Consider the following 25,751-nt stretch of genomic DNA (forward strand, 5'->3'; position numbering starts at 1 on the left):
GGGAGGGTCGAGGAACAGCCCGCTTTCAGGAGGTCGGCCATGCCCATCGCAACGGTGAACCCGGCGAACGGCGAGACACTCAAGACGTACGAGGCCCTGGGCGCCGAGGAGATCGAGCGCAGGCTCGCGACGGCCGAGGCCACGTTCCGCGTCTATCGCACCACGTCCTTCGCCGAGCGGGCGCGGCTGATGCACCAGGCCGCCGACCTCCTCGACGCGGACCAGGACTCCATCGGCCGGGTGATGACCACGGAGATGGGCAAGCCGGTCAAGCAGGCCCGCGCGGAGGCCGCCAAGTGCGCGAAGTCGATGCGCTGGTACGCCGACCACGCCGCGGAACTGCTCGCCGACGAGGAGCCCCCCGACTTCGACGTGAAGGACTCCGGCGCCTCCCGCGTCCTGGTGCGCTATCGGCCGCTCGGCCCGGTGCTGGCCGTCATGCCGTGGAACTTCCCGCTCTGGCAGGTGATCCGCTTCGCCGCGCCCGCGCTGATGGCGGGCAACGTCGGGCTGCTCAAGCACGCCTCGAACGTGCCGCAGACCGCCCTCTACCTGGAGGATCTGTTCCGCCGGGCGGGCTTCCCCGAGGGCTGCTTCCAGACCCTGCTGATCGGCTCGGGCGCCGTCGAGGACATCCTGCGCGACCCCCGGGTCAAGGCTGCGACGCTCACCGGAAGTGAACCGGCGGGGCGTGCGGTCGCCTCGGTGGCCGGGGACGAGGTCAAGAAGACGGTCCTGGAGCTGGGCGGCAGCGACCCGTTCGTCGTGATGCCGTCCGCCGACATCGACCGCGCGGCGAAGACCGCGGTGACGGCACGCGTCCAGAACAACGGACAGTCGTGCATCGCGGCCAAGCGGTTCATCGTGCACGCGGACGTGTTCGACGCCTTCGCCGAGCGCTTCACGGCGGGCATGCGGGCCCTGAAAGTCGGCGACCCGCTGGACGAGGACACCGACATCGGCCCGCTCTCCAGCGAGCAGGGCCGCGGTGACCTGGAGGAACTCGTCGACGACGCGGTGGAGAACGGCGCGAGCGTCCTGTGCGGCGGCGAGCGCCCGGAAGGCTTCACGGACCGGGGCTGGTACTACGCGCCGACCCTCCTCGCCGACATCACCCCGGAGATGCGCATCCACCAGGAGGAGACCTTCGGGCCCGTGGCCACGCTCTACCGCGCCGCCGACCTGGACGAGGCCGTCACCCTCGCCAATGACACGCCCTTCGGGCTCAGTTCGAATGTCTGGACCCGCGACGAGGCCGAGGTGGACCGGTTCGTACGTGATCTGGCGGCGGGTGGCGTGTACGTCAACGGGATGACGGCGTCGCACCCGGCGTTCCCGTTCGGCGGGGTCAAGCGGTCCGGCTACGGGCGTGAGCTGTCGGGGCACGGAATCCGAGAGTTCTGCAACATCACCACGGTATGGCACGGAGCGTGAGCGTTCCGCAGCTACGATCCCTTCTGTGAACCGCGAAGTGACCCTGCCTCTGATCGTCGACGACCGCGGCACGTTGCAGGTGGCGGCCGCCGACGTCAGCAAACTGCTGCGTACGTTGGGCGGCCGATGGCTGCATCTGGTGGAGGCCGGTCAGGAGGGGCTCGACGAGGACACGGTGGCGACGCTGGCCATCGAACTCGCCAAGCTCGCCGACCGCATCGACGTGGCCTGCATCGCACACAGCAGTGGGACGACCTCGGGCTGACCGACGCCCGGTCGGCCCGGCCGCTGGTCGAGCTCCCACAGGGCGTGCCAGAACGTCGCCTCGTAGCTCTGCAGCCACCGCCCGTACCGGTGCACCTCATCCTCCCTCACCCGCCCGCACAGCGGCCGGCGCCTTGTGCTCCAGCTCCGGCGCGGGCTCGGCGAAGAGGTCGAAGAACCCGCAGGCCTCGTCGTCGAAGCCGTAGTGGCGGCGCAGAGCCCCGGCGATCGCCGCGCAACAGCCGCCGCACGTCCCGAAGTTGGCGCTCAGCGCGAGGACCACGTCGACCGGTGAACCGTTGAGGGCCGGCCAGGCCCACGTACGCGGGATGGGCCTGGCAGTCCGCGAGCGGCTCGTACGCGGCGGCCCGCGCCTCGTCCGCACCGCACGCGGCGACGTACGCACCCAGCCGATCCTGGGCCACGGCCTCACCCTCCGGGAGCATCGCGAAGAAGGCGGCGCTCTCCGGCCCGACATCCGGCCGTTCGGCCATCCGGCCATCCGGCCGTTCGGCCAGATGCCGGAACGCGCGGTGGTCCGCGGCGATCACATGGCGCTGTTCGAGGGCGAGGGCGGCGAGGGCGGCGAGAGTTGGAGCGCCGCGCCGGGCCCCGGGCGACCAAGGGCAACAGCCGGTTGGCGCGGGGGTCAGGGGCGAGCTTCCCGGAGGTGCGTTCCCGCAGGTCCCTGGCCGTTCTCGTCATCGCGCACCCCTTGGGTTCTGCGGTCCAGGAGCCCCCTCGACCGGGGTGCCACGCCCGACGCCGGGTCACCGGAACGGAGTAATCCGACGCGATATCCCCGCGCTGCCGAGTGATCGTGGGTTTACCACCCGTCGCATCGTGGGTGAACCACCCTTCCGCCGGGGGACGAAGTGTCCCCCGGAAGGCGAAAGTAGGCGCGTTCCATGGCGACTTTGTGCAAACCCTCGGTCTCCGTCCCGGAACATGTGATCACGATGGAGGAGACGCTGGAGCTGGCGCGGTCCCGGCACGAGGACCACCCCAACCTGCCACTGGCACTCCGGCTGATCGAAAACACCGGCGTCCAGACCCGGCACATCGTGCAGCCCATCGAAGAAACGCTGAAACATCCGGGCTTCGAGGCGCGCAACAAGGTCTACGAGAGTGAGGCGAAGGCCCGCGTCCCCGCGGTCGTACAGCGTGCGCTGGACGACGCCGAGCTGCTCACCACCGACATCGACGTGATCATCTACGTGTCGTGCACCGGGTTCATGATGCCCTCGCTCACGGCCTGGCTGATCAACTCGATGGACTTCAGCAGCGACACCCGGCAGATACCCATAGCCCAGCTGGGCTGTGCGGCCGGCGGCGCCGCGATCAACCGGGCGCACGACTTCTGCAAGGCCTACCCCCAGGGCAACGCGCTCATCGTGGCCTGCGAGTTCTGCTCGCTCTGCTACCAGCCGACCGACCTCAGCGTCGGCTCCCTGCTGTCCAACGGACTCTTCGGTGACGGCATCGCCGCCGCCGTCGTCCGCGGCAAGGGCGGCACCGGCATCCGCCTGGAGCGCAACGGCTCGTACCTGATCCCCAAGACCGAAGAATGGATCATGTACGACGTCCGGGCCACGGGCTTCCACTTCCTGCTGGACAAGCGGGTGCCCGGGACGATGGAGCCCCTCGCTCCCGCCCTCCACGCCCTCGCGCAGCAGCACGGCTGGAACGCCTCCGAGCTGGACTTCTACATCATCCACGCGGGCGGCCCCAGGATCCTCGACGACCTCAGCAAGTTCCTCGAAGTCCCGCCGGACGCGTTCCGGTTCAGCCGGGCCACCCTCACCGAGTACGGGAACATCGCCAGCGCCGTCGTCCTGGACGCGCTGCGCCGACTGTTCGACGAGGGCGGCGCCGAGCAGGCCTCGCGCGGACTGCTCGCGGGCTTCGGCCCCGGCATCACCGCGGAAATGGCCCTGGGCCGCTGGAACAACGACGAGACGACGTGACCGAGATGACCGAGAAAACGATCACCGAGGCGATGCCCCCGGTGCGCCACTGGCCCGCCCTCGACCTGACCGGCGTGGACTTCGACCCCGTCCTCACCGAACTCATGCGCGAGGGCCCGGTCACCCGGATCCAGCTGCCCAACGGCGAGGGCTGGGCGTGGCTGGTGACCCGCCACGACGACGTGCGCATGGTCACCAACGACCCCCGGTTCAGCCGTGAGGCGGTCATGGACCGGCAGGTCACCCGGCTCGCCCCGCACTTCATCCCGGCCCGTGGCGCGGTGGGCTTCCTGGACCCGCCCGACCACACCCGGCTGCGCCGCTCGGTGGCCGCCGCCTTCACGACGCGCGGGGTGGAGCGGGTGCGCGAGAGATCCCGGCGGATGCTCGACGAACTGGTCGACGAGCTCCTGCAGGACGGCCCGCCCGCCGACCTCACCGCGACGGTCCTCAGCCCCTTCCCCATCGCGGTGATCTGCGAGCTGATGGGCGTCCCCGCCCTCGACCGGCAGAGCATGCACGCCTGGACGCAGCTGATTCTGTCCTCCTCGCACGGCGCCGAGGTCAGCGAGAAGGCCAAGGACGAGATGAGCGCGTACTTCTCGAAGCTCATCGGCGAGCGGAACGGCAGCACCGGCGAGGACGTCACCTCGCTGCTCGGCGCGGCCGTGGGCCAGGACGAGATCACCCTGGAGGAGGCCGTCGGACTCGCCGTGCTCCTCCAGATCGGCGGTGAGGCCGTCACGAACAACAGCGGGCAGCTGTTCTACATCCTGCTGACCCGCCCCGACCTGGCCGAACAGCTGCGGGCCGAGCCCGGCATCCGCCCGGATGCCATCGACGAGCTACTCCGCTACATCCCCCACCGCAGCGCGGTCGGGCTGTCGCGGATCGCGAGGGAGGACGTGGACATCAAGGGCGTACGGATCCGGGAGGGCGACGCGATCTATGTGTCGTACCTGGCCGCGAACCGCGACCCGGACATCTTCCCCGACCCGGAGGTCATCGACTTCTCCCGCAGCCCCAATCCGCACGTGGCGTTCGGCTTCGGCCCGCACTACTGCCCGGGCGGGATGCTGGCGAGGCTGGAGTCGGAGCTCATGGTCGACGCGCTGCTGGACCGGATGCCGGGGCTGCGGCTCGCCGTACCACCGGATCAAGTCCCCTTCCGCAAGGGCGCGTTGATCCGCGGCCCCGAGGCCCTGCCCGTGACGTGGTGAGCAGCAGATGACCGCGTCCGAAGGGCTGCTCGTGCCGCCGGGACACGGCCGCGTGGTGCGGACGCCGGCCCAGCACGTGACGTTCAAGGTGACCGGCTCGCACTCGCGCATGGCGTCCACCTTCGAGGTGCTGGTGCCACCCGGCTTCGATGTGGGCGCCCATGTGCACACGCGCAGCGAGGAGCTCTTCTACGTGCTCGAAGGCGAGCTGGACGTGCTCGCCTTCGAGCCTCGGGTGCGGACGCCCGACAATTGGCAGAGGTGGGAGTCGAGTTCGGGCAAGCGGGTGGTGCGGGCCACACCAGGCACCGTCATCGTCGTCCCCCCGGGATGCCCGCACGCTTTCTCCAACCCCACGGAGACCCAGGCAAAGATGTTCTTCCAGGCCTCCCCGCCCCCGGATCACGAACGCTACTTCGAGGAGTTGCTGGAGATCCTGGGGGCGGGCGGCCCGCCCGATCATGCGGCAATCGAGGAGCTCAGGGCGAGATACGACATCGAGCAACTCACACCTCTGCAACACCGCTGACTGCAGCGCCCCTTCAGGGGCGCGATGTTCCGCCGGACAGGCCCTAGCGAATCGGCATCCCGGACAAGGTCCGCGCAATCACCAGCCGCTGAATCTCGCTCGTTCCCTCAAAAATGGTGTAAATGGCGGCATCTCGGTGCATACGCTCTACCGGGTACTCCCGGGTGTACCCGTTGCCGCCCAGGATCTGAATCGCCTGCCCCGTCACCTTCTTCGCGGTCTCACTCGCGAACAGCTTCGACATCGACCCCTCGGCCGCAGTGAACGGCTTGCCGCTGATCGCCATCCAGGACGCACGCCACACCAGCAGCCGCGCCGCGTCGATCGACGTCCGCATGTCGGCGAGCTGGAAGGCGACTCCCTGGTTGTCGATGATCGGCCGCCCGAACTGCTCACGGGTCATGGCGTAGTCGAGGGCGACCTCGTACGCGGCCCGCGCGGTGCCCACCGCCATCGCACCCACCGCGGGGCGGCTCGCCTCGAACGTCGCCATCGCGGCGTTCTTCACCCGCTCGCCGCCCCCCGCCTTTGCACGCTCCCGGGCACGGGCCAGGCGCTCGTCCAGCTTCTCCTTGCCGCCGAGCAGGCAGGAGCCGGGGATGCGGACGTCCTCCAGGACGACCTCGGCGGTGTGCGAGGCGCGAATGCCGTGCTTCTTGAACTTCTGGCCCTGGGACAGTCCGGGGGTGCCCGGCGGGACGATGAAGGAAGCGTGCCCCTTGGACCCGAGCTCCGCGTCGACGACAGCGACGACGACGTGGACATTGGCGATGCCGCCGTTGGTGGCCCAGGTCTTGGTGCCGTTGAGGACCCACTCGTCCTTGGCCTCGTCGTAGACGGCGCGCGTCCGCATGGAAGCGACGTCGGAGCCGGCGTCGGGCTCGGAGGAGCAGAACGCGGCGACCTTGACGTCGTTGGCATCGCCGTACATCTGGGGAATCCAGGTGCCGATCTGCTCCTCGGTGCCATTGGCGAGGACACCCACGGCGGCGAGGCCGGTGCCGACAATGGAGAGGGCTATGCCCGCGTCGCCCCAGAAGAGCTCCTCCATGGCCATCGGAATCCCGAGGCCGGTGGGGTCGAAGTACTGCTGGGCGTAGAAGTCCAGGGAGTAGATGCCGACCTTCGCGGCCTCCTGGATGACCGGCCAGGGAGTCTCCTCGCGCTCGTCCCACTCGGCGGCCGCGGGGCGGATCACATCGGCGGCGAACCCGTGGAGCCAGTCCCGGACTTCCTTCTGTTCGTCGTTGAGCTCCATGGTGAACTCGGCCATGTCCCCTCCAGCACTGCACTAAAGTGTTACTTGCGGTAACGGAGTCTGTTACCGACGAGTAGGAAAAGTCAACTCCCGAGCCCCGCTCGGCTGCCCGTTCGATACGCATGAGCCGATGAGTGTTACTTTGCGCAGGCGTCACCGAATCAGCACGGGTGGGGAGAGAACATGGACACCACACAGCGGACCGACCAGCAGAGTTCCGCCGACCGCCGCCGGCGCGAGCTGCTGGAGGCCGCCGACCGGGTGGTGCTCCGCGACGGCCCGGGGGCCTCGATGAACGCCATCGCCGCCGAAGCGGGCATCACCAAGCCGATCCTCTACCGCCACTTCGGCGACAAGGGCGGACTCTACGCCGCACTCGCCAAACGGCACACCGACGCCCTGCTCGGAGCGCTGCGGGCCGCGCTGGACGCGCCCGCGGAGCGCCGGGAGCGGGTCGAGTCCACGCTCGACACGTACCTCGCTGCCATCGAGGCGCGGCCGCAGGTCTACCGGTTCCTGATGCATCCGGCGGAGGGCGGCAACCCCGGCGACCCGGGCTTCGACGTGGGCAAGCATTCCGCGCCGTTGCTGCGCCGCATGGGCGAGGAGTTGGCGGAGGTCATCGAGGAGCGGGTCGATCTCGGGCCGGGCAGTCAGCAGCTGGCACGGGTGTGGGGGCACGGGATCGTCGGCATGATGCATGCCGCCGGGGATTGGTGGCTCGGGGAACGGCCGTGTTCTCGGGCCGAGTTGGTACGGAGCCTGGCTGACCTGCTGTGGGGCCGGCTGGCGGCGGCCGGGGATCGGGCCGGGGGCCCCGGGTTCTGAGGCCGTATGTCGGCTGCAGGCCCCCCGCGCCCTTTCAGGGGCGCGGGGAACTGCGCGCTCAGCCACATACAACCCGCAGCCAACAGACGATCTCAGCCACCCCAAGACGCTCGCGCCGCCTGCCTCAGCACCCGGCGGCGGCGCCAGCCGCTCAGCCGGTCCACATAGACCCCGCCCTCGAGGTGATCGCACTCGTGCTGCAGACACCGGGCGAACCACCCCGTGCCATGGACCCGCATCGGCTCGCCGTCCACCGTGAAACCCTCGACGACGGCATGGTCGTACCGCTCCGTGCCCGCCTCCAGACCCGGCAGGGACAGGCAGCCCTCCGGGCCGCGCAGGACCACACCGTCCGCCTCGACGAGACGTGGGTTCACCACATGTCCGAGATGGCGGACATCCTCGTCGTCCGGGCAGTCGTACACGAAGACCCGCAACGGTACGCCGACCTGGTTCGCGGCGAGGCCGACGCCCTCGGCGGCGTACATCGTCGCGAACATGTCCTCGACGAGCCGGGCGAGTTCGGGACCGAAGTCCGAGACATCCTCGCACGGCGTGTGCAGAAGCGGGTCGCCGAGCAGAGTCACCGGGCGGACGCGCCCTCGGGTGCCGGGGATGGAGCCATGTCGCATGGCGGCAAGGGTACGGTCCTGGGTGGCGCGCGCATGTCGCGCGGGCACCGTGACGGTGCCGCGATTCGGGCACCTGAGTGGATCTCGATAGGCTGAGGCCCACACGGTGCCGGGGGCAGAGGCGCGGCGCGTACGCAAGGAGGATCGAGAAACGATGTCAGGCAACTCGGACCCGCTGACGCCGCGGGCCAAGCTGGCCGTGACGGCGGGCAAGGCGGCGGCGGCCGTCTCGCGGGCCGCCGGACGCGGCAGCGGATCGGTGATCGGCGGCCGGGTGGCACTCAAGCTCGACCCCGACCTGCTGGCCCGGCTGGCCACACACCTGGACGTGATCCTGGTGTCGGCGACCAACGGCAAGACCACGACCACCCGGCTGATCGCGGAGGCACTGCGCGCCGCGGGCCCGGTCGTGTCCAACGCGCTGGGCGCCAACATGCCCGCGGGTATCACCTCGGCGCTGGCCGGTGGCTCGGACTCCAAGTTCGCGGTCATCGAGGTCGACGAGAAGTACCTCGCCGGTGTCGCGCGCGACACCGACCCGAAGTGCATCGCGCTGCTCAACCTCTCCCGCGACCAGCTCGACCGGGCCGCCGAGACCCGGATGATGGCCGAGCACTGGCGCGAGGGGCTGGCCGGGTCCAAGGCCGTCGTGGTCGCCAATGCCGACGACCCGTTGGTGGTGTGGGCCGCGTCCTCCTCGCCGAACGTCATGTGGGTGGCGGCCGGACAGATGTGGAAGGACGACGCCTGGTCCTGCCCGTCCTGCGGTGGTGTGATGCAGCGCCCCGGCGACGACTGGTTCTGCGGCGACTGCGGCTTCCGTCGTCCGACGCCGACCTGGGCGCTGTCCGGCGACCACGTACTCGACCCGCACGGCTCCGCGTGGCCGATCCACCTGCAGCTGCCGGGGCGGGCCAACAAGGCGAACGCCGCCTCGTCGGCCGCCGTCGCCGCCGTCTTCGGGGTGCCGCCGCAAGTGGCCCTGGAGCGCATGTACCAGGTCCAGGCGGTGGCCGGACGCTACGACGTGGTGCAGTTCATGCAGCGCGACCTGCGTCTGCTGCTCGCCAAGAACCCCGCGGGCTGGCTCGAGACGTTCTCCCTGATCGACCCGCCGCCGACCCCGGTCATCCTGTCCGTGAACGCCCGTGGCGCCGACGGCACCGACACCTCCTGGCTCTGGGACGTCGACTACACCCGCCTCACCGGGCACCCGATCTTCGTCCTCGGCGACCGCAAGCTCGACCTCGCCGTGCGCCTGGAGGTCGCCAACCAGTCGTTCCAGGTGTGCGAGAACCTCGACCAGGCCGTGCAGCTCGCGCCGCCGGGCCGCATCGAGGTCATCGCCAACTACACCGCGTTCCAGGATTTGAGGCGTCGTGTCGGCAACTGAGCAGCCACGGAGGACGAAGAGAATGAGTGACAACAGCTTGCGTCTGGTGTGGATCTACCCGGACCTGCTGAGCACCTACGGCGACCAGGGCAACGCCCTCGTCGTGGAGCGCCGGGCCCGCCAGCGCGGCCTCGACGTCGCCCGTCTCGACGTACGCAGCGACCAGCCGATCCCCACCTCCGGCGACATCTACCTGATCGGCGGCGGTGAGGACCGGCCGCAGCGGCTCGCCGCGGAGCGTCTGCGTCGCGACGGCGGTCTGCACCGCGCGGTCGGCAACGGCGCGATCGTCTTCTCGGTGTGCGCCGGCTACCAGATCCTGGGACACGAGTTCATCAACGACCTCGGACAGCGCGAGCCGGGCCTCGGCCTGCTCGACGTGGTCTCGGTGCGCGGCGAGGGCGAGCGGTGCGTCGGCGACGTCCTCGCGGACATCGACCCGCGGCTGGGCCTGCCACAGCTGACCGGCTTCGAGAACCACCAGGGCGTCACCCATCTCGGCCCCACCGCACGCCCGTTCGCGAACGTGCGGCTCGGCAAGGGCAACGGCACGGGCGACGGCACCGAGGGCGCGTACAACGACACGGTGTTCGGTACGTACATGCACGGTCCCGTACTGGCCCGCAACCCGCAGATCGCGGACCTGCTGCTGAAGCTGGCGCTCGACGTGAACGCGCTGCCGCCGATCGACGACCGCTGGTACGAGGCGCTTCGGGGCGAGCGCATCGCCGCGGCGCAGCAGCCCGCCTGAACCGCGCAAAACGCCCTCGGGGCGCGCTCGAGGCCATGGCTCGAGCGCGCCCCGAGTCGTGTCCGGCACGGTGTCCACAGGGCCCGCCTGACAGCCCTCCCGCTCACTTGTGCGGGCGAGTCCACCAGGCGGACGCCCGCTACGGCACCACCCCGTCCCGCCGGTAGGGTGACCGGGACTCAACCGGACAACGTGGTCCGGTCCCCAGCCCACGTTGAGAAGGTATTTCGGGCCATGCGCATTGGTGTCCTCACGTCCGGCGGCGACTGTCCCGGCCTGAACGCCGTCATCCGGTCCGTCGTGCACCGTGCCGTCGTCGACCACGGCGACGAGGTCATCGGTTTCCGGGACGGCTGGAAGGGCCTTCTGGAGTGCGACTACCTCAAGCTGGACCTCGACGCGGTGAGCGGCATCCTGGCTCGCGGCGGCACCATGCTCGGTTCCTCCCGGGTCCAGCCCGCGCATCTGCGTGACGGCGTGGAGCGGGCCAAGGGTCATGTCGCGGAGCTCGGCCTCGACGCGATCATCCCGATCGGCGGCGAGGGCACGCTGAAGGCCGCCCGGCTGCTCTCGGACAGCGGCCTGCCGATCGTCGGCGTGCCGAAGACCATCGACAACGACATCGCCGCCACCGACGTGACCTTCGGCTTCGACACGGCCGTCGGCGTCGCGACCGAGGCCCTGGACCGACTGAAGACCACGGCCGAGTCCCACCAGCGGGTGCTGATCGTGGAGGTCATGGGCCGCCACACCGGCTGGATCGCGCTGCACTCCGGCATGGCGGCGGGCGCGCACGCGATCGTCGTACCGGAGCGCCCCTTCGACATCGAGGAGTTGGCCGCGACGGTCGGCGAGCGCTTCGAGGCGGGCAAGCGGTTCGCCATCGTCGTGGCCGCCGAGGGCGCCAAGCCCCGTGCGGGCACGATGAACTTCGACGAGGGCGGCAAGGACGTCTACGGGCACGAGAGGTTCGCGGGCATCGCCCGGCAGCTCTCCCTCGAGCTGGAGGAACGCCTCGGCAAGGAGGCCCGTCCGGTGATCCTCGGCCACGTCCAGCGCGGGGGTACGCCGACGGCGTACGACCGGGTGCTCGCCACGCGGTTCGGCTGGCACGCGGTGGAGGCCGCGCACCGTGGTGAGTTCGGCCACATGACCGCGCTGCGGGGTACGGACATCGTGATGGTGTCTCTCGCGGAGGCGGTGGAGACGCTGAAGACGGTTCCTGACGAGCGGTACGCCGAGGCGGAGTGCGTGTTGTAGGTCGTCGGGTGCGGGTTGTGGTGGCTGGTCGCGCCCACGCGGCGGAGCCGCACAGTGTCACAGCCCCGCGCCCCTTTCAGGGCGCTCGTACTGACCCCGGTCACCACGGTGACCGGGGTCAGTTCTAGTCTGGTGCCGGACAGACTGCGCACAACCCGTACGAAACAGGAGCCGGCGGATGGATCACAGCGGGCACGGCATGACCATGGATCTGCCGCCGTTCACGCTGGGACGGGGGCTCGAGTGGTCCGCGGACCCGTTCTTCCTCGTCGCCTGCCTGGCGGGACTAGGCCTGTACGGCTGGGGGGTGGTGCGGCTGGCTCGGCGCGGCGACAAGTGGCCGGTCGGGCGGACCATCGCCTTCGTCCTCGGTGTGCTGACCGTGATGCTGGTGATGTGCACCAAGCTGAACGACTACGGCATGGTGATGTTCAGCGTGCACATGGTGCAGCACATGGTGATCAGCATGCTGTCGCCGATCCTGATCCTGCTCGGTGCGCCGATCACGCTCGCCCTGCGCGCACTGCCGGTGGCGGCCACCCGAGGGCACAAGGGGCCCCGTGAACTGCTGCTGATGTTCCTGCACAGCCGCTACATGCGGATCGTCACGCACCCGGCGTTCACGATCCCGCTGTTCATCGCGAGCCTGTACGCGCTGTACTTCTCCCCCATCTTCGACTTCCTGATGGGCTCCAAGGTCGGGCACATCGCGATGATGTGTCACTTCCTCGCCGTCGGCCTGGTCTTCTTCTGGCCGATCATGGGTGTGGACCCGGGGCCGCACCGGCCGGGCTATCTGATGCGGATGCTGGAGTTGTTCGCGGGGATGCCGTTCCACGCGTTCTTCGGCATCGCGCTGATGATGGCGTCCGGGCCGATGGTCGAGACGTACGAGAACCCGCCCGCCTCGCTCGGCATCGACGCGCTCGCCGACCAGACCGCGGCGGGTGGCATCGCCTGGGCGTTCAGCGAGATCCCGTCCGTCCTCGTGCTGCTCGCGCTGCTCTTCCAGTGGTACGGCTCCGAGCAGCGCCAGGCCCGCCGCACGGACCGGGCCGCGGACCGCGACGGCGACAAGGAACTCGAGGCGTACAACGCCTATCTGGCCTCACTCAACGCACGCGGTCGCTGAATCATCTCTCGGTTGCTGAATTAACTTTGCAATTCGCCTTGCGTGAAAGGCATTTCCATTCAGTAGCATGAGATGTGATGCTCCGCGTCCGGACGGTCTCGTGTCCGCCCCGCGGAGCCCACGGGGGAAACCGCAGGGGGAGCGGTCATGACATTTCGCGCGTCCATGCAAAGGGTCGGCATTTCAGCGGCCCACAGGATTGTCTTAGTGCTGGTTTCCGTGCTGATAGTCAGCGGGTGCAGCAAATCCGATCAGTTGTTCGTAGTGCGGGCCGTGGCGGCCGGCGTTTCATCGGTCTCCCCTTTCTTCGAGGAGGACGGCCAACTCGGCACGGACATCCACCTGCGCGAGGCGCGGCCGAGCGGTGGCGTGCAGGCCAGCAACAACCCCGGGTTGTACGGCGGTGCCACCGGGGGCGACGACAGCGGTTCGCCGGGACAGGACGGCGACGATGGGGCCACCGGTGAGTTCGGCGGCTCGACCAAGCCCGGCACGTGCGACGTCGAGAAGCTGAAGAATTTCCTCACCGCTCCCGAGAACTCCGCGAAGGCTCAGGAATGGGCGCGGGTGCTGCGTATCACCACCGATGAGATCCCTGGCTATATCGATCGACTCACACCCGTCGTACTGCGTCACGACACTCTCGTGACGAATCACGACTACGAGGACGGCAAGGCCGTTCCCTACGCCGCTCTGCTGCAGGCCGGAATCGCCGTTCTGGTCGATCAGCAGGGACTGCCCGCCGTGAAGTGCTCGTGCGGCAACCCGCTGCTCCCCTTCGAGGGAGACGCCGCCAAGACCAAGGTGCAGTTCAAGGACGGCAACAAGAAGTGGGCCGACTTCCGGCAGGACCACGTCGTGGTGGTCAAGCCGCCGCCCGGGCAGCAGGACATCCGCAGGCTCCAGCTCGTCGACGTCCACAACCCCGACCGTGGCATCGCCCGGCCGCTGGGCACCGAGGGCAAGAACGACACGTCGTTCAGCACCCACGAGAAACACACCGTGCCTGCCGTCACCGGCATGGTGTTCGCCCAGGCGACCCAGAGCCTGGCGGACGAGGGGCTGGCGATGGCGTACGACGGCGGCGCTCTGCCGCCCGACGACGCCCCGGTCATCGCCTCCCAGCCCGCCGAGGGCAGCAAGGTCGAATGGGGCACGCCCGTGACCCTGAGCGTGCGGGACGACAGCCCGTCCGACAGCGGCGACGGTGGGGACTCGCCGTCGGAATCCGGTGGAGCGACCACGGATGGCCCCGACGACTCGAGCTCGGGCCCGGATGCGTCGAGCTCGAGCCCCGGGACCAGTCCGCCGACTCCGTCCGGCGACTCGTCCGGCCCCTCGTCCTCGGGCGGAGGCACCGGAACACCCACGACGCCCGGTTCGAGCGGCGGCACTGATGGCGGAACAGACGGCCCGACGAACGGCGGGACGGGCTCATCGCCCCCGCCGGACACTTCGCCACCGGACACTCCGCCGCCGGACACTTCTCCGCCGGAACCGTCGCAGACACCGACCAGAAGCGACCCGGTCACCCCCTCGCAGCCCACCTCGGCCGCCCCGCCATCGGTCGACCCCACCGTCAGCAGCGCGCCGCCGTCGACCGAACCGGAGTCGAGCGCGCCCGCCCCGGTCGACCCCGGCACGAGCGACTCCGCGCCCGGTGAACCCTCCACGACCGACTCCGGCGGGACCACCCAGGTCATGACCTGATCCGCGTACGAACCAACGCAGAACCCGGGGAGCAACCGGATGGCAGCAGGATCACCGCAGTCGGGAGTGGGCCGTGTCATCGGCGGCCGGTATCTGCTCCTGGACCAGGTCGGTTCCGGCGGGATGGGCCATGTCTGGCTCGCCCACGACCAGCGACTCGACTGCGATGTCGCACTCAAGGAGATCAAGTTCCGCGGTGTCCCGGACAGCGGTGAGGAGCACGAGTCGCGCATCGCGCGCGCCCGCGCCGAGGCGCGGCACGCGGCGGTACTGCGCGGGCACCCGCACGTGGTGACCGTGCACGACGTGCTGGAGCACGAGGGCCTGCCGTGGATCGTGATGGAGTACGTGGCGGGCGCGCAGGACCTGCGCGCCTGGCTCGCCCGGCGCGGCCCGCTGGCCCCCGACGAGTGCGCCCGTATCGGCATCGCGGTACTCGACGCGCTGACCGCCGGGCACGAGCGCGGCATCATGCACCGGGACGTCAAGCCCGCGAACATCCTGCTCGCCCCGGATCGCACGGGCACCCCCGGCTCCCGCATCCTGCTCACCGACTACGGCGTCTCGGTCCAGCCGGACTCCCCCGAGACCCGTTGGACCCGGGCGTCCGTCCTGGTGGGCACGGCCGGCTACCTGGCACCGGAGCGGGCCTCGGGCGGGCCACCGACCGCGGCGGCCGACCTGTTCTCGCTGGGCTGCACCCTGTACTTCGGTGTGGAAGGCACCGGTCCCTTCGACCGCGACAGCGATCTGGGGACACTGACCGCCGTCGTCCTGGAAGAGGCGCCGCCAACCCGGCGGGCCGGTGCGCTACGGCCGATCATCGAGGCGCTGCTGGTCAAGGACCCCGTCCAGCGAATCTCCGCGGAGGACACGGCGGCGGCCCTGGCCCGCGTCATCCTGCCCGAGCCCCATCCGCCGACTCAGGTGGACCCCGGCTCGCGGCCGCCATGGGCGGGGCTCGTCACCTCCGACGCGTCCGGGGGCCTGGCGCCACCGGGCCAGGCGGGCTCCGGTGCCCCGGCGCGGGACCAGGGCTTCGCGGCACCGGCATCGGCGCGGGACCAGGACCTGGCCACCCCCGCCGGAGATCAGGGCTTCGCGGCACCGGCCGCCCACACCGCCGCGGCCTACGCCCCCACGGCCGACGCCGCTCGCGCACCGGCGTCCCACCCGACGTACACGCCCACAGCGCACGCCATCGGCACCCCGGCCTCCGGATACGCCCCCCGGCCGGGCCAGGGCTTCGGCCCGCCGAACCCGAGCACCCCCCGACCCGGCGTCGGCTTCGGTCCGCCGTGGTCCGGAGGGCCGGTCACCCCCACCACAGGTCCCGGCAGGCGGCGCCGCAAACGCCCGCTCGTCCTGCAAGGAGCCGCGGCACTGCTCCTCGCGCTGGCGCTGACCGCGGGAGGGGTCTGGTACGCGATGGCGCGCAAGCCCATCCCCCCGTACGGCGACACGGTCGGCCTGTCCGAGCCGCTCCGCAAGGGCGACTGTGTGCTGAGCGACCCGTCCCCCGCGCCCTCGACGGGTGTCCCGCGGTTGCAACTGGATCCCAGCTGCGGAGCCCTGCGTCCCGACGGGCAGGTGATGGAGCTGTACCAGGCCCGCTCGTTCGAGGACGCGAGCCGCAGCGGAGCGAACCAGTGCGCTGAGCGGACGAAGGCCATCGCGGACAAGCTCGCATGGCATGTGCAGAGCCTGGCCGTGGTGCCGACGCGCGAGGGCTTCGAGGCCACCGGCGGCAACGTCGCGTGCCTGCTGGTCGGGAAGCACGGACCGGTGTACGGCAAGCTGGGCGGCCTCCGTCCGTACGGGATGACGTTCGAGGACGCGACCCAGATGCAGGAGGACGACTGCCTCGGCCATGTACGCGGGGACGCGCGCCAGTACACCCACTACGAGCTCGTCTCCTGCGACAAGGACCATGTAGGGGTGGTCGTCCGCATCACGCACCTCACTACCTTCGAGGCCGGCAAGGACGCCGATGCCGAGGCGGACGCGCAGTGCGCGACCGACGCCCCGCCGGAGGACTTCGGCTACAGCTCCCGCACCTACCTGAGCCATGGCTTGCGCAGCAAAGGACTGTGGGCCAAGGGGTACTACCTGGTGGTCTGCGGCATCGAGCGCCGGGACAAGACCCTCATGCGCGGCAACGAGTAGCCTGCCCGGCCCTGGCGAACCGCGCCCTGTCGGGTGAAAATGGCCCCAGGCCACGGCCCGCTTCGCGGACCCCGCCTCGAGGAGGGTGGTGCTGCGATGCCCGGTTCGACGAAGACGATGGGGGTGCTCACCGTCGGTGGGCTCGTCATGGTGACGGCCTACACGGTGGCGCTCGGCAGCAATGGCTGGCTGTGGTTCGGCTGGGTGCTCCTCGGCCTGATCACACTCGGGATGGTGGCCTCGCGCAGCACCTGACGCCCGCCGCGTTCACTGTCTGGGCAGGCGTCCCGCCGAGTGCACGCCCGGCTGATATTTCGGCAGCCGGGCGGTGATCTTCATGCCCGCGCCCACCGCGGTCTCGATGACGAGGCCGTAGTCGTCCCCGTACACCTGGCGCAGCCGGTCGTCGACGTTGGACAGTCCGATGCCGCCCGAGGGGCTGACCTCACCGGCGAGGATGCGGCGCAGCCGGTCGGGGTCCATTCCGGTGCCGTTGTCCTCGATGACGACCAGTGCCTCGGCGCCCGCGTCCTGCGCGGTGATGCTGATGTGGCTCTTGTCGGTCTTGCCCTCCAGGCCGTGCTTGACGGCGTTCTCCACGAGGGGCTGAAGGCAGAGGAAGGGCAGCGCGACCGGCAGTACCTCGGGCGCGATCTGCAGGGTGACCGAGAGACGGTCGCCGAAGCGGGCCCGTACGAGCGCCAAGTAGTGGTCGATGGCGTGGAGTTCGTCGGCGAGGGTGGTGAAGTCGCCGTGCTTGCGGAACGAGTAGCGGGTGAAGTCGGCGAATTCCAGGAGCAGTTCGCGGGCGCGTTCCGGGTCGGTGCGGACGAACGACGCGATCACCGCGAGCGAGTTGAAGATGAAGTGCGGGGATATCTGGGCGCGCAGGGCCTTGATCTCGGCCTCGATCAGGCGGGTACGGGACTGGTCGAGGTCGGCGAGTTCCAGTTGTACCGAGACCCAGCGGGCCACCTCGCCCGCGGCCCGTACCAGCACGGCGGACTCGCGGGGCGCGCAGGCGACGAGCGCTCCGTGCACACGGTCGTCGACAGTGAGTGGTGCAACGACGGCCCAGCGCAGGGAACAGTCCGGCTCATCGCACCCAAGCCGGAAGGCCTCGCCGCGCCCGGTCTCCAGCGGGCCGCCGAGCCGTTCCATGATCTCCGTGCGGTGGTGCTCCCCCACGCCGTCCCAGGCGAGGACCGTGTCCTGGTCGATGAGGCAGAGGGCGTCCGTGCCGAGCAGGGTGCGCAGTCGTCGGGCGGACTTGCGGGCCGTCTCCTCGGTGAGCCCCGCGCGCAGCGGGGGCGCGGCCAGCGAGGCGGTGTGCAGGGTCTCGAAGGTGGCGTGCTCGACGGGGGTGCCGAGCCCGCCCAGGTTCTCGGGCCGCGCGGTGCGCCTGCCGAGCCAGAACCCTGCGGCGAGCAGGGGGAGTACGGCGACACAGAGGCCCGCGAGGAATCCGCTCATGCCTTGGCCTCTCCCCGAACTACGGCCCGCGTCTCCCCTCGTGCCTCTCCTCTTGTCTCTCCTCTTGTCTCTCCCCGTATTTCTCCCCCGGACAGTTCTTCCGGCAGATGGAACCGGGCCAGTATCGCCGCGGTCCCGGCCGGGACCCGTCCCGGCGTGGCCAGCGACACCAGCACCATCGTGAGGAACCCGAGCGGCACCGACCAGAGCGCCGGCCAGGCCAGCAGCGCGTGCAGCGAACCCGAGCCCGGGTAGCCCGCCATGGTCGCGGCGACCGCGACGAAGGCCGCACCGCCGCCGATCAGCATTCCGGCGGACGCGCCCGGCGGGGTCAGACGCCGCCACCAGATGCCGAGGACGAGCAGCGGGCAGAAGGAGGACGCGGACACGGCGAAGGCGAGGCCGACCGCGTCGGCGGCCGGCAGCCCGCCCACCATCGCGCTCGCCGCGAGCGGCACCACCATGGCGAGCGCGGTGCCCAGCCTGAAGTGCCGTACCCCGCGCGAAGGCAGCACATCCTGCGTGAGCACCCCGGCCACCGCCATCGTCAGTCCGGACGCGGTCGACAGGAACGCCGCGAAGGCCCCGCCCGCCACCAGCGCGCCCAGGAGATCCGCGCCGAGCCCGCCGATCATCCGGTCCGGCAGGAGCAGGACGGCCGCGTCCGCGTTCCCGGTGAGCGTGAGTTCGGGAGCGTACAGCCTGCCCAGCGCCCCGTAGACGGGCGGCAGGAGGTAGAAAGCGCCGATCAGGCCGAGCACGGCGACGGTGGTGCGGCGGGCCGCGACACCGTGCGGACTGGTGTAGAAGCGGACGACCACGTGGGGCAGTCCCATCGTGCCGAGGAAGGTGGCGAGGATGAGGCCGTACGTGGCATACAGCGGGCGTTCCTCGCGACCGGCCGCCAGCGAGGTGGACATGCCGCCGTTGCTGCCGCGGTCGGCGACCGGGACCGGGTCGCCCTTGGTGAAGGTCAGCCGGGTGCCGCGTTCGATGTGGTGGGCGCCTGCGGGGAGTTGGATGCGCTCGTCCTGGTGGCGCCGGCCGTCGACCGTGCCCGTCGCCGTGACGGTGAGAGGGCTCGAGAGTTTCAGGTCGAGGCTGTCGTCGACGCGGACGACCCGCTGCTCGCGGAAGGTGGCCGGTTCGTCGAAGCCGTCGCGCGGTGCCCCGTCGGCCTGCCAGGCGAGGACCAGGAAGAGCGCGGGGACCAGCAGGGCGGTGAGCTTGAGCCAGTACTGGAAGGCCTGCACGAAGGTGATGCTGCGCATGCCGCCGGCGGCGACGGTGGCGACCACCACGACCGCGACGAGCACGCCGCCGAACCAGTCGGGCGCGTCGGTGAGCACGGCCAACGTCAGCCCCGCGCCCTGCAGTTGGGGCAGCAGATACAGCCAGCCGACCCCGACCACGAAGGCACCGGCGAGGCGGCGCACCGCCTGTGAGCCGAGCCGCGCCTCGGCGAAGTCGGGCAGCGTGTACGCGCCGGAGCGGCGCAGCGGGGCCGCGACGAAGAGGAGGAGCACCAGATAGCCCGCCGTGTAGCCGACGGGGTACCAGAGCATGTCGGGGCCCTGGACCAGGACGAGACCGGCGATGCCGAGGAAGGACGCGGCGGAGAGGTACTCGCCGCTGATCGCGGCCGCGTTGAGCCGTGGGCCCACGGTGCGTGAGGCGACGTAGAAGTCGGAGGTGGTCCGGGAGATCCGCAGGCCGAACGCGCCGACCAGGACGGTCGCCACGACGACGAGGGCCACCGCGGGGACGGCGTAGTTCTGGTTCATGGGTCAGCGGTCCTCGACCAGGCGCACGAAGTCCTTCTCGTTGCGCTCCGCGCGGCGCACGTACCAGCGGGCGAGCAGCACCAGCGGCGGGTAGACGCAGCATCCGAGCACGACCCACTCGAGGCTCTCGCCGTCCGGCATCGCGGCGAAGGCAAGGGGCAGCGGGCCGATGAGCAGCACCAGGACGGCGAACACCAGGAGTGCCGCCCGGAGTTGACTGCGCATCAGGGAGCGGACGTAGGTGTGGCCGAGCGTGGTCTGTTCGTCGATCTCGGTCCTGGGCCGGTAGTAGCCGGACGTCCCGCGGGTGCGCCGGGGTACCCCGGTGACGACCACACGGCGTTCGGTCGGGTCTTGCGGCACGCCGCCCTCCTCAGCTCGTGGTCCGGCGCATCAGCAGATCGCGCAGTTCGCGGGCGTGCCGACGGCTGACCTGGAGTTCCACCGAGTCGATGAGGACACTGACCGTGCCCGCGTCCAGGCGGAGTTCGCCGATGTGGCGCAGTGCGACGAGGTGGCGCCGGTGGATGCGGACGAAGCCCCGGGAGCGCCAGCGTTCCTCCAGGGTGGACAGCGGGATGCGGACGAGGTGCGTGCCCTGGGCGGTGTGCAGGCGGGCGTAGTCGCCGTGCGCCTCGACGTGGGTGATGTCCTCGACGGCCACGAAGCGGGTCACGCCGCCGAGTTCGACGGATATGTGGTCCGGGTCGGGCTCGTGCACGGGTATCAGGGGGGCGGTGTCCCGGAGTTGGGCGGCGCGCCGGACGGCCTCCGCCAGCCGTTCTCTGCGCACCGGCTTCAGTACGTAGTCGACCGCCTTGAGGTCGAAGGCCTGGACGGCGAAACCTTCGTGGGCGGTCACGAACACGACGAGCGGCGGTTTGGCGAATCCGGTGAGCAGCCTGGCCAGGTCGAGTCCGTCGAGCCCGGGCATGTGGATGTCGAGGAAGACGACGTCGATCGCCTCGGGCCCGTCGGGGCCTGACGCGAGCGCCCGGTTGATCCGGCGCAGCGCCCCGGTCGCGTCGCTCGCGCCCTCGGCGCCGGCGATCCGTGGATCGGCGTTCAGTAGATAGAGGAGTTCCTCGAGGGTCGGTTGTTCGTCGTCGACGGCGAGCGCGCGCAGCATGAAGGTGGAGTGTAAGAGCAATTCGTACGCCTGGACATGCGGCGCGTGGACGTTGCCGCCGCGCGCGGCGCGGGCGTCCCCGCGGCACGGGGCCCGGACGTCGGCAGGCTGCTCGGCATGGACGTCGCCACCGTGCGGGCCCTGGACGTTGGCGCTGCCGGGCCCCGGACGTTGTCGCTGGATACAGTGCCGCCATGAACAGCAAGCCCGCCATGTTCGACGAGCTCGACCGCAAGATCATCACGGCCCTGATGGCCAATGCCCGGACGAGCTTCGCCGAGATCGGCGCGGCGGTCGGGCTGTCGGCGACCGCGGTCAAGCGCCGCGTCGACCGGCTCCGCGAGACCGGCGTGATCACCGGGTTCACGGCGACGGTGAAGCCGACGGCACTCGGCTGGCGTACGGAGGCGTACGTGGAGGTGTACTGCGAGGGCGCCGCGCCGCCCCGGCGGCTCGCGGAGGTGGTGCGCAACCATCCGGAAATCACCGCGGCCATGACCGTGACCGGCGGCGCGGACGCGCTGCTGCATGTGCGCGCCACGGACGTGGAGCACTTCGAGGAGGTGCTGGAGCGGATCCGTATCGAGCCCTTCATCCGGAAGACGATCAGTTACATGGTGCTGTCCCACCTGCTGCCGGAGGCCCCGGAGGCGGGAGCGACCCACGCCGCACCCGAAGACGCATCGAACGTGCGCTGACCACCGGATCTGCGCAGCAATACTGCGCACACGCGCAGCTCTCGTCGCTTGTCGTCCGTATCCCCCTTTTCTACCGTGGAGACATCCCCAGCCGACACCGCAGGAAGCGGAGGAACCTCTCTGTGCCTGACAGCCGTGTGCCGCGCCTTCGGCGCTTTCTCGTCTGTGAACCCAGACACTTCGCCGTGCAGTACGCGATCAACCCCTGGATGAATCCGGACACCCAGGTGGACGTCGATCTCGCCCGCGGCCAGTGGGCGGCGCTCATCAGCGCCTATCGCGCCCATGGCCACACCGTGGACACCGTGGAACCCGTCGCGGATCTTCCGGACATGGTGTTCGCGGCGAACTCCGCGCTCGTCCTGGCGGGCCGTGTCTTCGGCTCGCTCTTCCACGCTCCCCAGCGCCGCCCCGAGTCCCTCGCGTACGACACCTGGTTCAAGGATGCCGGTTTCGACGTGTACCGCCCGGAGTCGGTGTGCGAGGGCGAGGGCGACCTCGTTCCGGTGGGCCCGTATGTGCTGGCCGGCACCGGTTTCCGTACCACCCGTGAGGCGCACCGCGAGGTGCAGGAGTTCTTCGGCGTGCCGACGATCAGCCTCCAGCTGGTGGACCCGCACTTCTACCACTTGGACACCGCGCTGTTCGTCCTGGACGAGGACAACATCGCGTACTACCCGGAGGCGTTCTCGCCCGGCAGCCGCGAGGTGCTCGGACGGCTGTTCCCGGACGCGGTGCTCGCGACCCGCGAGGACGCGCTGGCGTTCGGCCTGAACTCCGTGTCCGACGGCCGCCACGTCTTCATCGCGCCGCGCGCCGAGGCCCTCGCCGACCAGCTCGCACGCCACGGCTACGTCCCCGTCCCCGTCGACCTCTCGGAGTTCCACAAGGCCGGCGGCGGCATCAAGTGCTGCACCCAGGAGATCCGCTCATGACCGCTCCCGCCCGTACGCTGACGTCCGCCGACCTGATCCGCGCCGAGGCGCCCGTCCTCGCGCACAACTACCACCCCCTCCCCGTGGTCGTCGCCCGCGCCGAGGGCACCTGGGTCGAGGACGTCGAGGGCCGCCGCTACCTCGACATGCTTGCGGGCTACTCGGCCCTCAACTTCGGCCACCGCAACCCGGTGCTGATCGACGCCGCCCACCGCCAGCTCGATCTGCTGACCCTCACCTCCCGCGCCTTCCACAACGACCGGCTGGCCCGCTTCGCCGAATCCCTGGCCGGGTTGACGGGCCTGGACATGGTCCTGCCGATGAACACGGGCGCGGAGGCGGTGGAGAGCGCCATCAAGGTGGCCCGCAAGTGGGCGTACGAGGTGAAGGGCGTCGCTCCGGGTCAGGCGACCGTGGTCGTGGCGGCCGACAACTTCCACGGCCGGACGACCACGATCGTCAGCTTCTCCACGGACGAGACGGCCCGCACCGGCTTCGGCCCCTTCACGCCGGGCTTCCGCGTCGTCCCGTACAACGACCTCGCCGCCCTCGAGGCGGCCGTCGACGGGAGCACCGCGGCCGTGCTGATCGAGCCCATCCAGGGCGAGGCGGGCGTGATCATCCCGGACGAGGGCTACCTGACCGGCGTACGCGAACTGACCCGCCGCACCGGCTGCCTGTTCATCGCGGACGAGATCCAGTCGGGCCTCGGCCGCACCGGCACCACCCTCGCCGTCGACCACGAGGGCGTCGTCCCTGATCTGCTGCTGCTCGGCAAGGCGCTCGGCGGCGGCATCGTGCCGGTCTCGGCGGTGGTCGGCCGTCGGGATGTGCTCGGAGTGCTGCGGCCCGGCGAACACGGTTCGACGTTCGGTGGCAACCCGCTCGCCGCGGCGGTCGGTTCGGCGGTCGTCGAACTGCTGGAGACCGGCGAGTTCCAGCGCAGGGCAGCCGAGTTGGGCGTCATCCTGCGGGGCGGTCTGGCCGCGCTGGTGGGCCGGGGCGTCGTGGACTTCCGCTCGCGCGGGCTGTGGGCGGGCGTCGACATCGACCCCGCTCTCGGCACGGGGCACGAAATCAGCGAGGGCCTGATGCGTGAGGGGGTTCTGGTCAAGGACACCCACGGATCGACCATCCGGCTGGCCCCGCCACTGACCATCACCGGCGAGGAGCTCCAGTCCGCCCTGGGTGCCTTGGAGCAGGTGCTGACGCGAGGGGTCTGATACCGGCCAAGTGGCCCAAGAGGCCACAGAGAGTGACACTGGAACGGTTACGCCCGGCGACGGCCACGCCTACACTGATCGCTCCCCGGGGAAATGTCCCGGGGGAAAAGAGGAGCGCTTCAGTGTTTTATTACGTGCTCAAATATGTGCTTCTGGGTCCGCTGTTGAGGCTGGTCTTCCGGCCCCGGATCGAGGGCCTTGAGCACATTCCGTCGTCGGGCCCCGCCATCGTGGCCGGCAACCATCTGTCGTTCTCGGACCACTTCCTGATGCCCGCGATCCTCAAGCGGCGCATCACCTTCCTCGCGAAGGCCGAGTACTTCACGGGCCCCGGCATCAAGGGCCGTCTGACGGCCACGTTCTTCCGCAGCGCGGGGCAGATCCCGGTGGACCGCTCGGGCAAGCAGGCGGGGCAGGCCGCGATCCGCGAAGGTCTCGGCGTGCTGCGCAAGGACGAGCTGCTCGGCATCTACCCGGAAGGCACCCGCTCGCACGACGGCCGCCTCTACAAGGGCAAGGTCGGCGTCGCGGTGATGGCCCTGAAGGCTCAGGTCCCGGTCATTCCCTGCGCGATGATCGGCACCTTCGAGGCGCAGCCGCCGGGCCAGAAGATCCCGAGCATCCACCCCGTGGTGATCCGCTTCGGCAAACCCCTCGACTTCTCCCGCTACGCCGGGATGGAGGACGAGAAGGCCGTCCTGCGCGCCATCACCGACGAGATCATGTACGCCATCCTCACCCTCTCCGAACAGGAGTACGTCGACCGTTACGCGGCCGTCGTGAAGGCCGAGGAGGCCAAGGAGGCCGCCGAGAGGGCGGCGAAGGCCCGCAAGTTCCCGCGGATGCCCCTGAGTTGACAAGCATCCCGACCCGGCCGTACGTCCTGTACATTTTCTCCGTATGAGACGTGCGGTAGTGATAGGGGCGACGGGGCAGATCGGACGCGCGACGGTGGGCGCGCTCGTCGATGACGGCTGGGAGGTGACGGCCGCGTCGCTCGGCGGTGGCCGGGACGAGAGCTGGCCCGCGGAGGTGCGCGCGGTGCGACTCGACCGTGCGGACGACCCGGCGCTGGCCGCGGTGATCGGCGACGGCTGCGATGTGCTGGTCGACATGGTCGCGTACGACGCCGGCCATGGGCGCCAGCTGGCCGGCCTGGCCGACCGCGTCGGCTCAGCCGTGGTGATCTCCAGCGTGTCGGTGTACGAGGACGACAAGGGGCGCGGCTTCGACACCCAGTCGGAGCCGGACGGCTTCCCCCACTACCCGGTGCCCATCCCCGAGAGCCGGTCCACCGTCACGCCCGGTGACGCCACGTACAGCACCCGCAAGGCCGCCCTGGAGCGCGAACTCCTCGCCGCTGGCGACCGGTTGCCGACGACCCTGTTGCGGGCGGGCGCGATCCACGGCCCGTACTGCCGCTCGCCCCGCGAGCTGTATTTCGTCAAGCGCAACCTCGACGGCCGCCGCAGGCGCGTCCTCGCGTACGGCGGCGAGAGCCGCTTCCATCCGGTGAGCGTCCGCACCCTCGCGGAGCTGATCCGGCTCGCGGCCGCGCGGCCGGGATCGCGCGTCCTCAACGCCTGCGATCCCGATGTGCCGACCGTCGCGGAGATCGGCGCGGCGATCGACGCCGTGATGGGTGTCGAGACGGAGTCCGTCCTGGTGGACGGGGCCGCTCCGGAATCGACCGTGGGCGACACGCCCTGGTCGGTTCCGCTGCCGGTGATCTGCGACATGGCCGCGGCGGAAGGGGAGTTGGGCTACCGTCCGGTGGTCCGGTACGCCGACACGCTCCCGGAGACGGTCGCCTCGATCGAACGTCAACTCGCCGGGCGGGACTGGCGGGAGGCGTACCCGAAGATGCTCCAGGCATACGGGGATGTTCTCTTCGACTACGCGGCCGAGGACGCCTGGCTCGCATCATGAGCGAGGGGCGGCCGGAGTCCGGCCGCCCCTCGCCCT

General features: G+C 70.3%; 25 protein-coding genes. 18 read left to right on the forward strand and 7 right to left on the reverse strand.

Features of this window, described 5'->3' with window-relative positions:
* Window positions 1-39: 39 nt before the first annotated feature.
* Complete coding sequence (locus tag ACX28W_RS19745) at window positions 40-1,434, forward strand: NADP-dependent succinic semialdehyde dehydrogenase (RefSeq protein WP_459000305.1); 1,395 nt, start codon at window positions 40-42, stop codon at window positions 1,432-1,434.
* Between the two features lie 25 nt (window positions 1,435-1,459).
* Window positions 1,460-1,699 carry a DUF6213 family protein gene (locus ACX28W_RS19750; RefSeq protein ID WP_459000306.1) on the forward strand — a complete coding sequence of 80 codons (240 nt, stop codon included), beginning with the start codon at window positions 1,460-1,462 and terminating at the stop codon, window positions 1,697-1,699.
* 96 nt (window positions 1,700-1,795) lie between these two features.
* Here the strand turns inward: ACX28W_RS19750 and ACX28W_RS19755 are convergent, their stop codons facing one another.
* Window positions 1,796-2,104, reverse strand: coding sequence for a hypothetical protein (locus ACX28W_RS19755; RefSeq protein WP_459000307.1), 309 nt, complete (start codon window positions 2,102-2,104; stop codon window positions 1,796-1,798).
* Between the two features lie 502 nt (window positions 2,105-2,606).
* Between ACX28W_RS19755 and ACX28W_RS19760 the strand changes: the two genes are divergently transcribed.
* The 3 genes from ACX28W_RS19760 to ACX28W_RS19770 are packed head-to-tail and all read left to right on the forward strand — an operon-like array spanning window position 2,607 to window position 5,414.
* A complete protein-coding gene (locus ACX28W_RS19760) occupies window positions 2,607-3,665 on the forward strand; it encodes a type III polyketide synthase (RefSeq protein WP_459000308.1) in 1,059 nt (352 codons plus the stop codon).
* 5 nt (window positions 3,666-3,670) lie between these two features.
* Complete coding sequence (locus ACX28W_RS19765) at window positions 3,671-4,885, forward strand: cytochrome P450 (RefSeq protein ID WP_459000361.1); 1,215 nt, start codon at window positions 3,671-3,673, stop codon at window positions 4,883-4,885.
* 7 nt (window positions 4,886-4,892) lie between these two features.
* Window positions 4,893-5,414, forward strand: a complete 522-nt coding sequence (locus tag ACX28W_RS19770; RefSeq protein WP_459000309.1) for a cupin domain-containing protein — start codon at window positions 4,893-4,895, stop codon at window positions 5,412-5,414.
* Between the two features lie 43 nt (window positions 5,415-5,457).
* Here the strand turns inward: ACX28W_RS19770 and ACX28W_RS19775 are convergent, their stop codons facing one another.
* A complete protein-coding gene (locus tag ACX28W_RS19775; RefSeq protein WP_362086759.1) occupies window positions 5,458-6,687 on the reverse strand; it encodes an acyl-CoA dehydrogenase family protein in 1,230 nt (409 codons plus the stop codon).
* Window positions 6,688-6,855: 168 nt separating this feature from the next.
* Between ACX28W_RS19775 and ACX28W_RS19780 the strand changes: the two genes are divergently transcribed.
* On the forward strand, window positions 6,856-7,500 hold the full coding sequence (locus ACX28W_RS19780; protein WP_459000310.1) for a TetR family transcriptional regulator: 645 nt from the start codon (window positions 6,856-6,858) through the stop codon (window positions 7,498-7,500).
* Between the two features lie 92 nt (window positions 7,501-7,592).
* On the opposite strand, the gene def is transcribed toward ACX28W_RS19780, so the two are convergent.
* Window positions 7,593-8,132: a peptide deformylase gene (gene def / locus ACX28W_RS19785; protein WP_459000311.1), complete on the reverse strand. Its 540-nt coding sequence runs from the start codon at window positions 8,130-8,132 to the stop codon at window positions 7,593-7,595.
* Between the two features lie 154 nt (window positions 8,133-8,286).
* Here def and ACX28W_RS19790 point away from each other — a divergent pair, with 154 nt between their 5' ends.
* The 7 genes from ACX28W_RS19790 (at window position 8,287) to ACX28W_RS19820 (ending at window position 16,799) form a co-directional block, all read left to right on the forward strand.
* Window positions 8,287-9,525, forward strand: coding sequence for a MurT ligase domain-containing protein (locus tag ACX28W_RS19790; protein WP_168506668.1), 1,239 nt, complete (start codon window positions 8,287-8,289; stop codon window positions 9,523-9,525).
* Window positions 9,526-9,547: 22 nt separating this feature from the next.
* Window positions 9,548-10,276, forward strand: a complete 729-nt coding sequence (locus ACX28W_RS19795; RefSeq protein ID WP_362086747.1) for a type 1 glutamine amidotransferase — start codon at window positions 9,548-9,550, stop codon at window positions 10,274-10,276.
* Window positions 10,277-10,510: 234 nt separating this feature from the next.
* Window positions 10,511-11,536 (forward strand): 6-phosphofructokinase, encoded by a 1,026-nt coding sequence (locus ACX28W_RS19800; protein WP_362082207.1) that lies wholly within the window; start codon window positions 10,511-10,513, stop codon window positions 11,534-11,536.
* Between the two features lie 178 nt (window positions 11,537-11,714).
* Entirely contained in the window at window positions 11,715-12,668 is a 954-nt protein-coding gene (locus ACX28W_RS19805) for a cytochrome c oxidase assembly protein (protein WP_459000312.1), read from the forward strand.
* Between the two features lie 207 nt (window positions 12,669-12,875).
* Complete coding sequence (locus ACX28W_RS19810) at window positions 12,876-14,378, forward strand: DUF6777 domain-containing protein (protein WP_459000313.1); 1,503 nt, start codon at window positions 12,876-12,878, stop codon at window positions 14,376-14,378.
* A 39-nt stretch (window positions 14,379-14,417) separates the two neighbouring features.
* Complete coding sequence (locus ACX28W_RS19815) at window positions 14,418-16,544, forward strand: serine/threonine-protein kinase (protein WP_459000314.1); 2,127 nt, start codon at window positions 14,418-14,420, stop codon at window positions 16,542-16,544.
* A 96-nt stretch (window positions 16,545-16,640) separates the two neighbouring features.
* Window positions 16,641-16,799: a hypothetical protein gene (locus ACX28W_RS19820; RefSeq protein WP_459000315.1), complete on the forward strand. Its 159-nt coding sequence runs from the start codon at window positions 16,641-16,643 to the stop codon at window positions 16,797-16,799.
* Window positions 16,800-16,811: 12 nt separating this feature from the next.
* On the opposite strand, the gene ACX28W_RS19825 is transcribed toward ACX28W_RS19820, so the two are convergent.
* The 4 genes from ACX28W_RS19825 to ACX28W_RS19840 are packed head-to-tail and all read right to left on the reverse strand — an operon-like array spanning window position 16,812 to window position 20,930.
* Entirely contained in the window at window positions 16,812-18,017 is a 1,206-nt protein-coding gene (locus ACX28W_RS19825) for a sensor histidine kinase (RefSeq protein WP_459000316.1), read from the reverse strand.
* On the reverse strand, window positions 18,014-19,801 hold the full coding sequence (locus ACX28W_RS19830; RefSeq protein WP_459000317.1) for a sodium/solute symporter: 1,788 nt from the start codon (window positions 19,799-19,801) through the stop codon (window positions 18,014-18,016). The genes ACX28W_RS19825 and ACX28W_RS19830 overlap by 4 nt, the downstream gene beginning before the upstream one ends.
* A 3-nt stretch (window positions 19,802-19,804) precedes the next feature.
* Window positions 19,805-20,164 (reverse strand): hypothetical protein, encoded by a 360-nt coding sequence (locus ACX28W_RS19835; RefSeq protein ID WP_362082186.1) that lies wholly within the window; start codon window positions 20,162-20,164, stop codon window positions 19,805-19,807.
* A 10-nt stretch (window positions 20,165-20,174) separates the two neighbouring features.
* Entirely contained in the window at window positions 20,175-20,930 is a 756-nt protein-coding gene (locus ACX28W_RS19840) for a LytR/AlgR family response regulator transcription factor (protein WP_459000318.1), read from the reverse strand.
* 194 nt (window positions 20,931-21,124) lie between these two features.
* Between ACX28W_RS19840 and ACX28W_RS19845 the strand changes: the two genes are divergently transcribed.
* From ACX28W_RS19845 to ACX28W_RS19865, 5 genes are all read left to right on the forward strand, one after another.
* Window positions 21,125-21,628, forward strand: a complete 504-nt coding sequence (locus ACX28W_RS19845; RefSeq protein WP_459000319.1) for an Lrp/AsnC family transcriptional regulator — start codon at window positions 21,125-21,127, stop codon at window positions 21,626-21,628.
* Between the two features lie 122 nt (window positions 21,629-21,750).
* Window positions 21,751-22,563, forward strand: coding sequence for a dimethylargininase (ddaH, locus tag ACX28W_RS19850; protein ID WP_459000320.1), 813 nt, complete (start codon window positions 21,751-21,753; stop codon window positions 22,561-22,563).
* On the forward strand, window positions 22,560-23,786 hold the full coding sequence (rocD, locus tag ACX28W_RS19855) for an ornithine--oxo-acid transaminase (protein WP_459000321.1): 1,227 nt from the start codon (window positions 22,560-22,562) through the stop codon (window positions 23,784-23,786). The genes ddaH and rocD overlap by 4 nt, the downstream gene beginning before the upstream one ends.
* A gap of 122 nt (window positions 23,787-23,908) precedes the next feature.
* Entirely contained in the window at window positions 23,909-24,643 is a 735-nt protein-coding gene (locus ACX28W_RS19860; protein ID WP_459000322.1) for a lysophospholipid acyltransferase family protein, read from the forward strand.
* A 43-nt stretch (window positions 24,644-24,686) separates the two neighbouring features.
* The gene (locus tag ACX28W_RS19865; RefSeq protein ID WP_459000323.1) at window positions 24,687-25,715 is read left to right on the forward strand and encodes an NAD-dependent epimerase/dehydratase family protein; all 1,029 of its coding nucleotides are present in this window, start codon (window positions 24,687-24,689) and stop codon (window positions 25,713-25,715) included.
* The last annotated feature ends 36 nt before the right edge of the window (window positions 25,716-25,751 follow it).

This window comes from Streptomyces sp. SD15 (assembly GCF_054462255.1).

Bases quoted from the DNA above. Each gene is read 5' to 3' on its own strand.
- def (WP_459000311.1), bottom strand. From the start codon at position 8,132: ATGCGACATGGCTCCATCCCCGGCACCCGAGGGCGCGTCCGCCCGGTG.
- ACX28W_RS19780 (WP_459000310.1), top strand. From the start codon at position 6,856: ATGGACACCACACAGCGGACCGACCAGCAGAGTTCCGCCGACCGCCGC.
- ACX28W_RS19770 (WP_459000309.1), top strand. From the start codon at position 4,893: ATGACCGCGTCCGAAGGGCTGCTCGTGCCGCCGGGACACGGCCGCGTG.
- ACX28W_RS19795 (WP_362086747.1), top strand. From the start codon at position 9,548: ATGAGTGACAACAGCTTGCGTCTGGTGTGGATCTACCCGGACCTGCTG.
- ACX28W_RS19765 (WP_459000361.1), top strand. From the start codon at position 3,671: ATGACCGAGAAAACGATCACCGAGGCGATGCCCCCGGTGCGCCACTGG.
- ACX28W_RS19865 (WP_459000323.1), top strand. From the start codon at position 24,687: ATGAGACGTGCGGTAGTGATAGGGGCGACGGGGCAGATCGGACGCGCG.
- ACX28W_RS19815 (WP_459000314.1), top strand. From the start codon at position 14,418: ATGGCAGCAGGATCACCGCAGTCGGGAGTGGGCCGTGTCATCGGCGGC.
- ACX28W_RS19805 (WP_459000312.1), top strand. From the start codon at position 11,715: ATGGATCACAGCGGGCACGGCATGACCATGGATCTGCCGCCGTTCACG.
- ACX28W_RS19800 (WP_362082207.1), top strand. From the start codon at position 10,511: ATGCGCATTGGTGTCCTCACGTCCGGCGGCGACTGTCCCGGCCTGAAC.
- ACX28W_RS19760 (WP_459000308.1), top strand. From the start codon at position 2,607: ATGGCGACTTTGTGCAAACCCTCGGTCTCCGTCCCGGAACATGTGATC.
- ACX28W_RS19820 (WP_459000315.1), top strand. From the start codon at position 16,641: ATGCCCGGTTCGACGAAGACGATGGGGGTGCTCACCGTCGGTGGGCTC.
- ACX28W_RS19775 (WP_362086759.1), bottom strand. From the start codon at position 6,687: ATGGCCGAGTTCACCATGGAGCTCAACGACGAACAGAAGGAAGTCCGG.
- ACX28W_RS19845 (WP_459000319.1), top strand. From the start codon at position 21,125: ATGAACAGCAAGCCCGCCATGTTCGACGAGCTCGACCGCAAGATCATC.
- ACX28W_RS19825 (WP_459000316.1), bottom strand. From the start codon at position 18,017: ATGAGCGGATTCCTCGCGGGCCTCTGTGTCGCCGTACTCCCCCTGCTC.
- ACX28W_RS19790 (WP_168506668.1), top strand. From the start codon at position 8,287: ATGTCAGGCAACTCGGACCCGCTGACGCCGCGGGCCAAGCTGGCCGTG.
- ACX28W_RS19840 (WP_459000318.1), bottom strand. From the start codon at position 20,930: ATGCTGCGCGCGCTCGCCGTCGACGACGAACAACCGACCCTCGAGGAA.
- rocD (WP_459000321.1), top strand. From the start codon at position 22,560: ATGACCGCTCCCGCCCGTACGCTGACGTCCGCCGACCTGATCCGCGCC.
- ACX28W_RS19745 (WP_459000305.1), top strand. From the start codon at position 40: ATGCCCATCGCAACGGTGAACCCGGCGAACGGCGAGACACTCAAGACG.
- ACX28W_RS19830 (WP_459000317.1), bottom strand. From the start codon at position 19,801: ATGAACCAGAACTACGCCGTCCCCGCGGTGGCCCTCGTCGTCGTGGCG.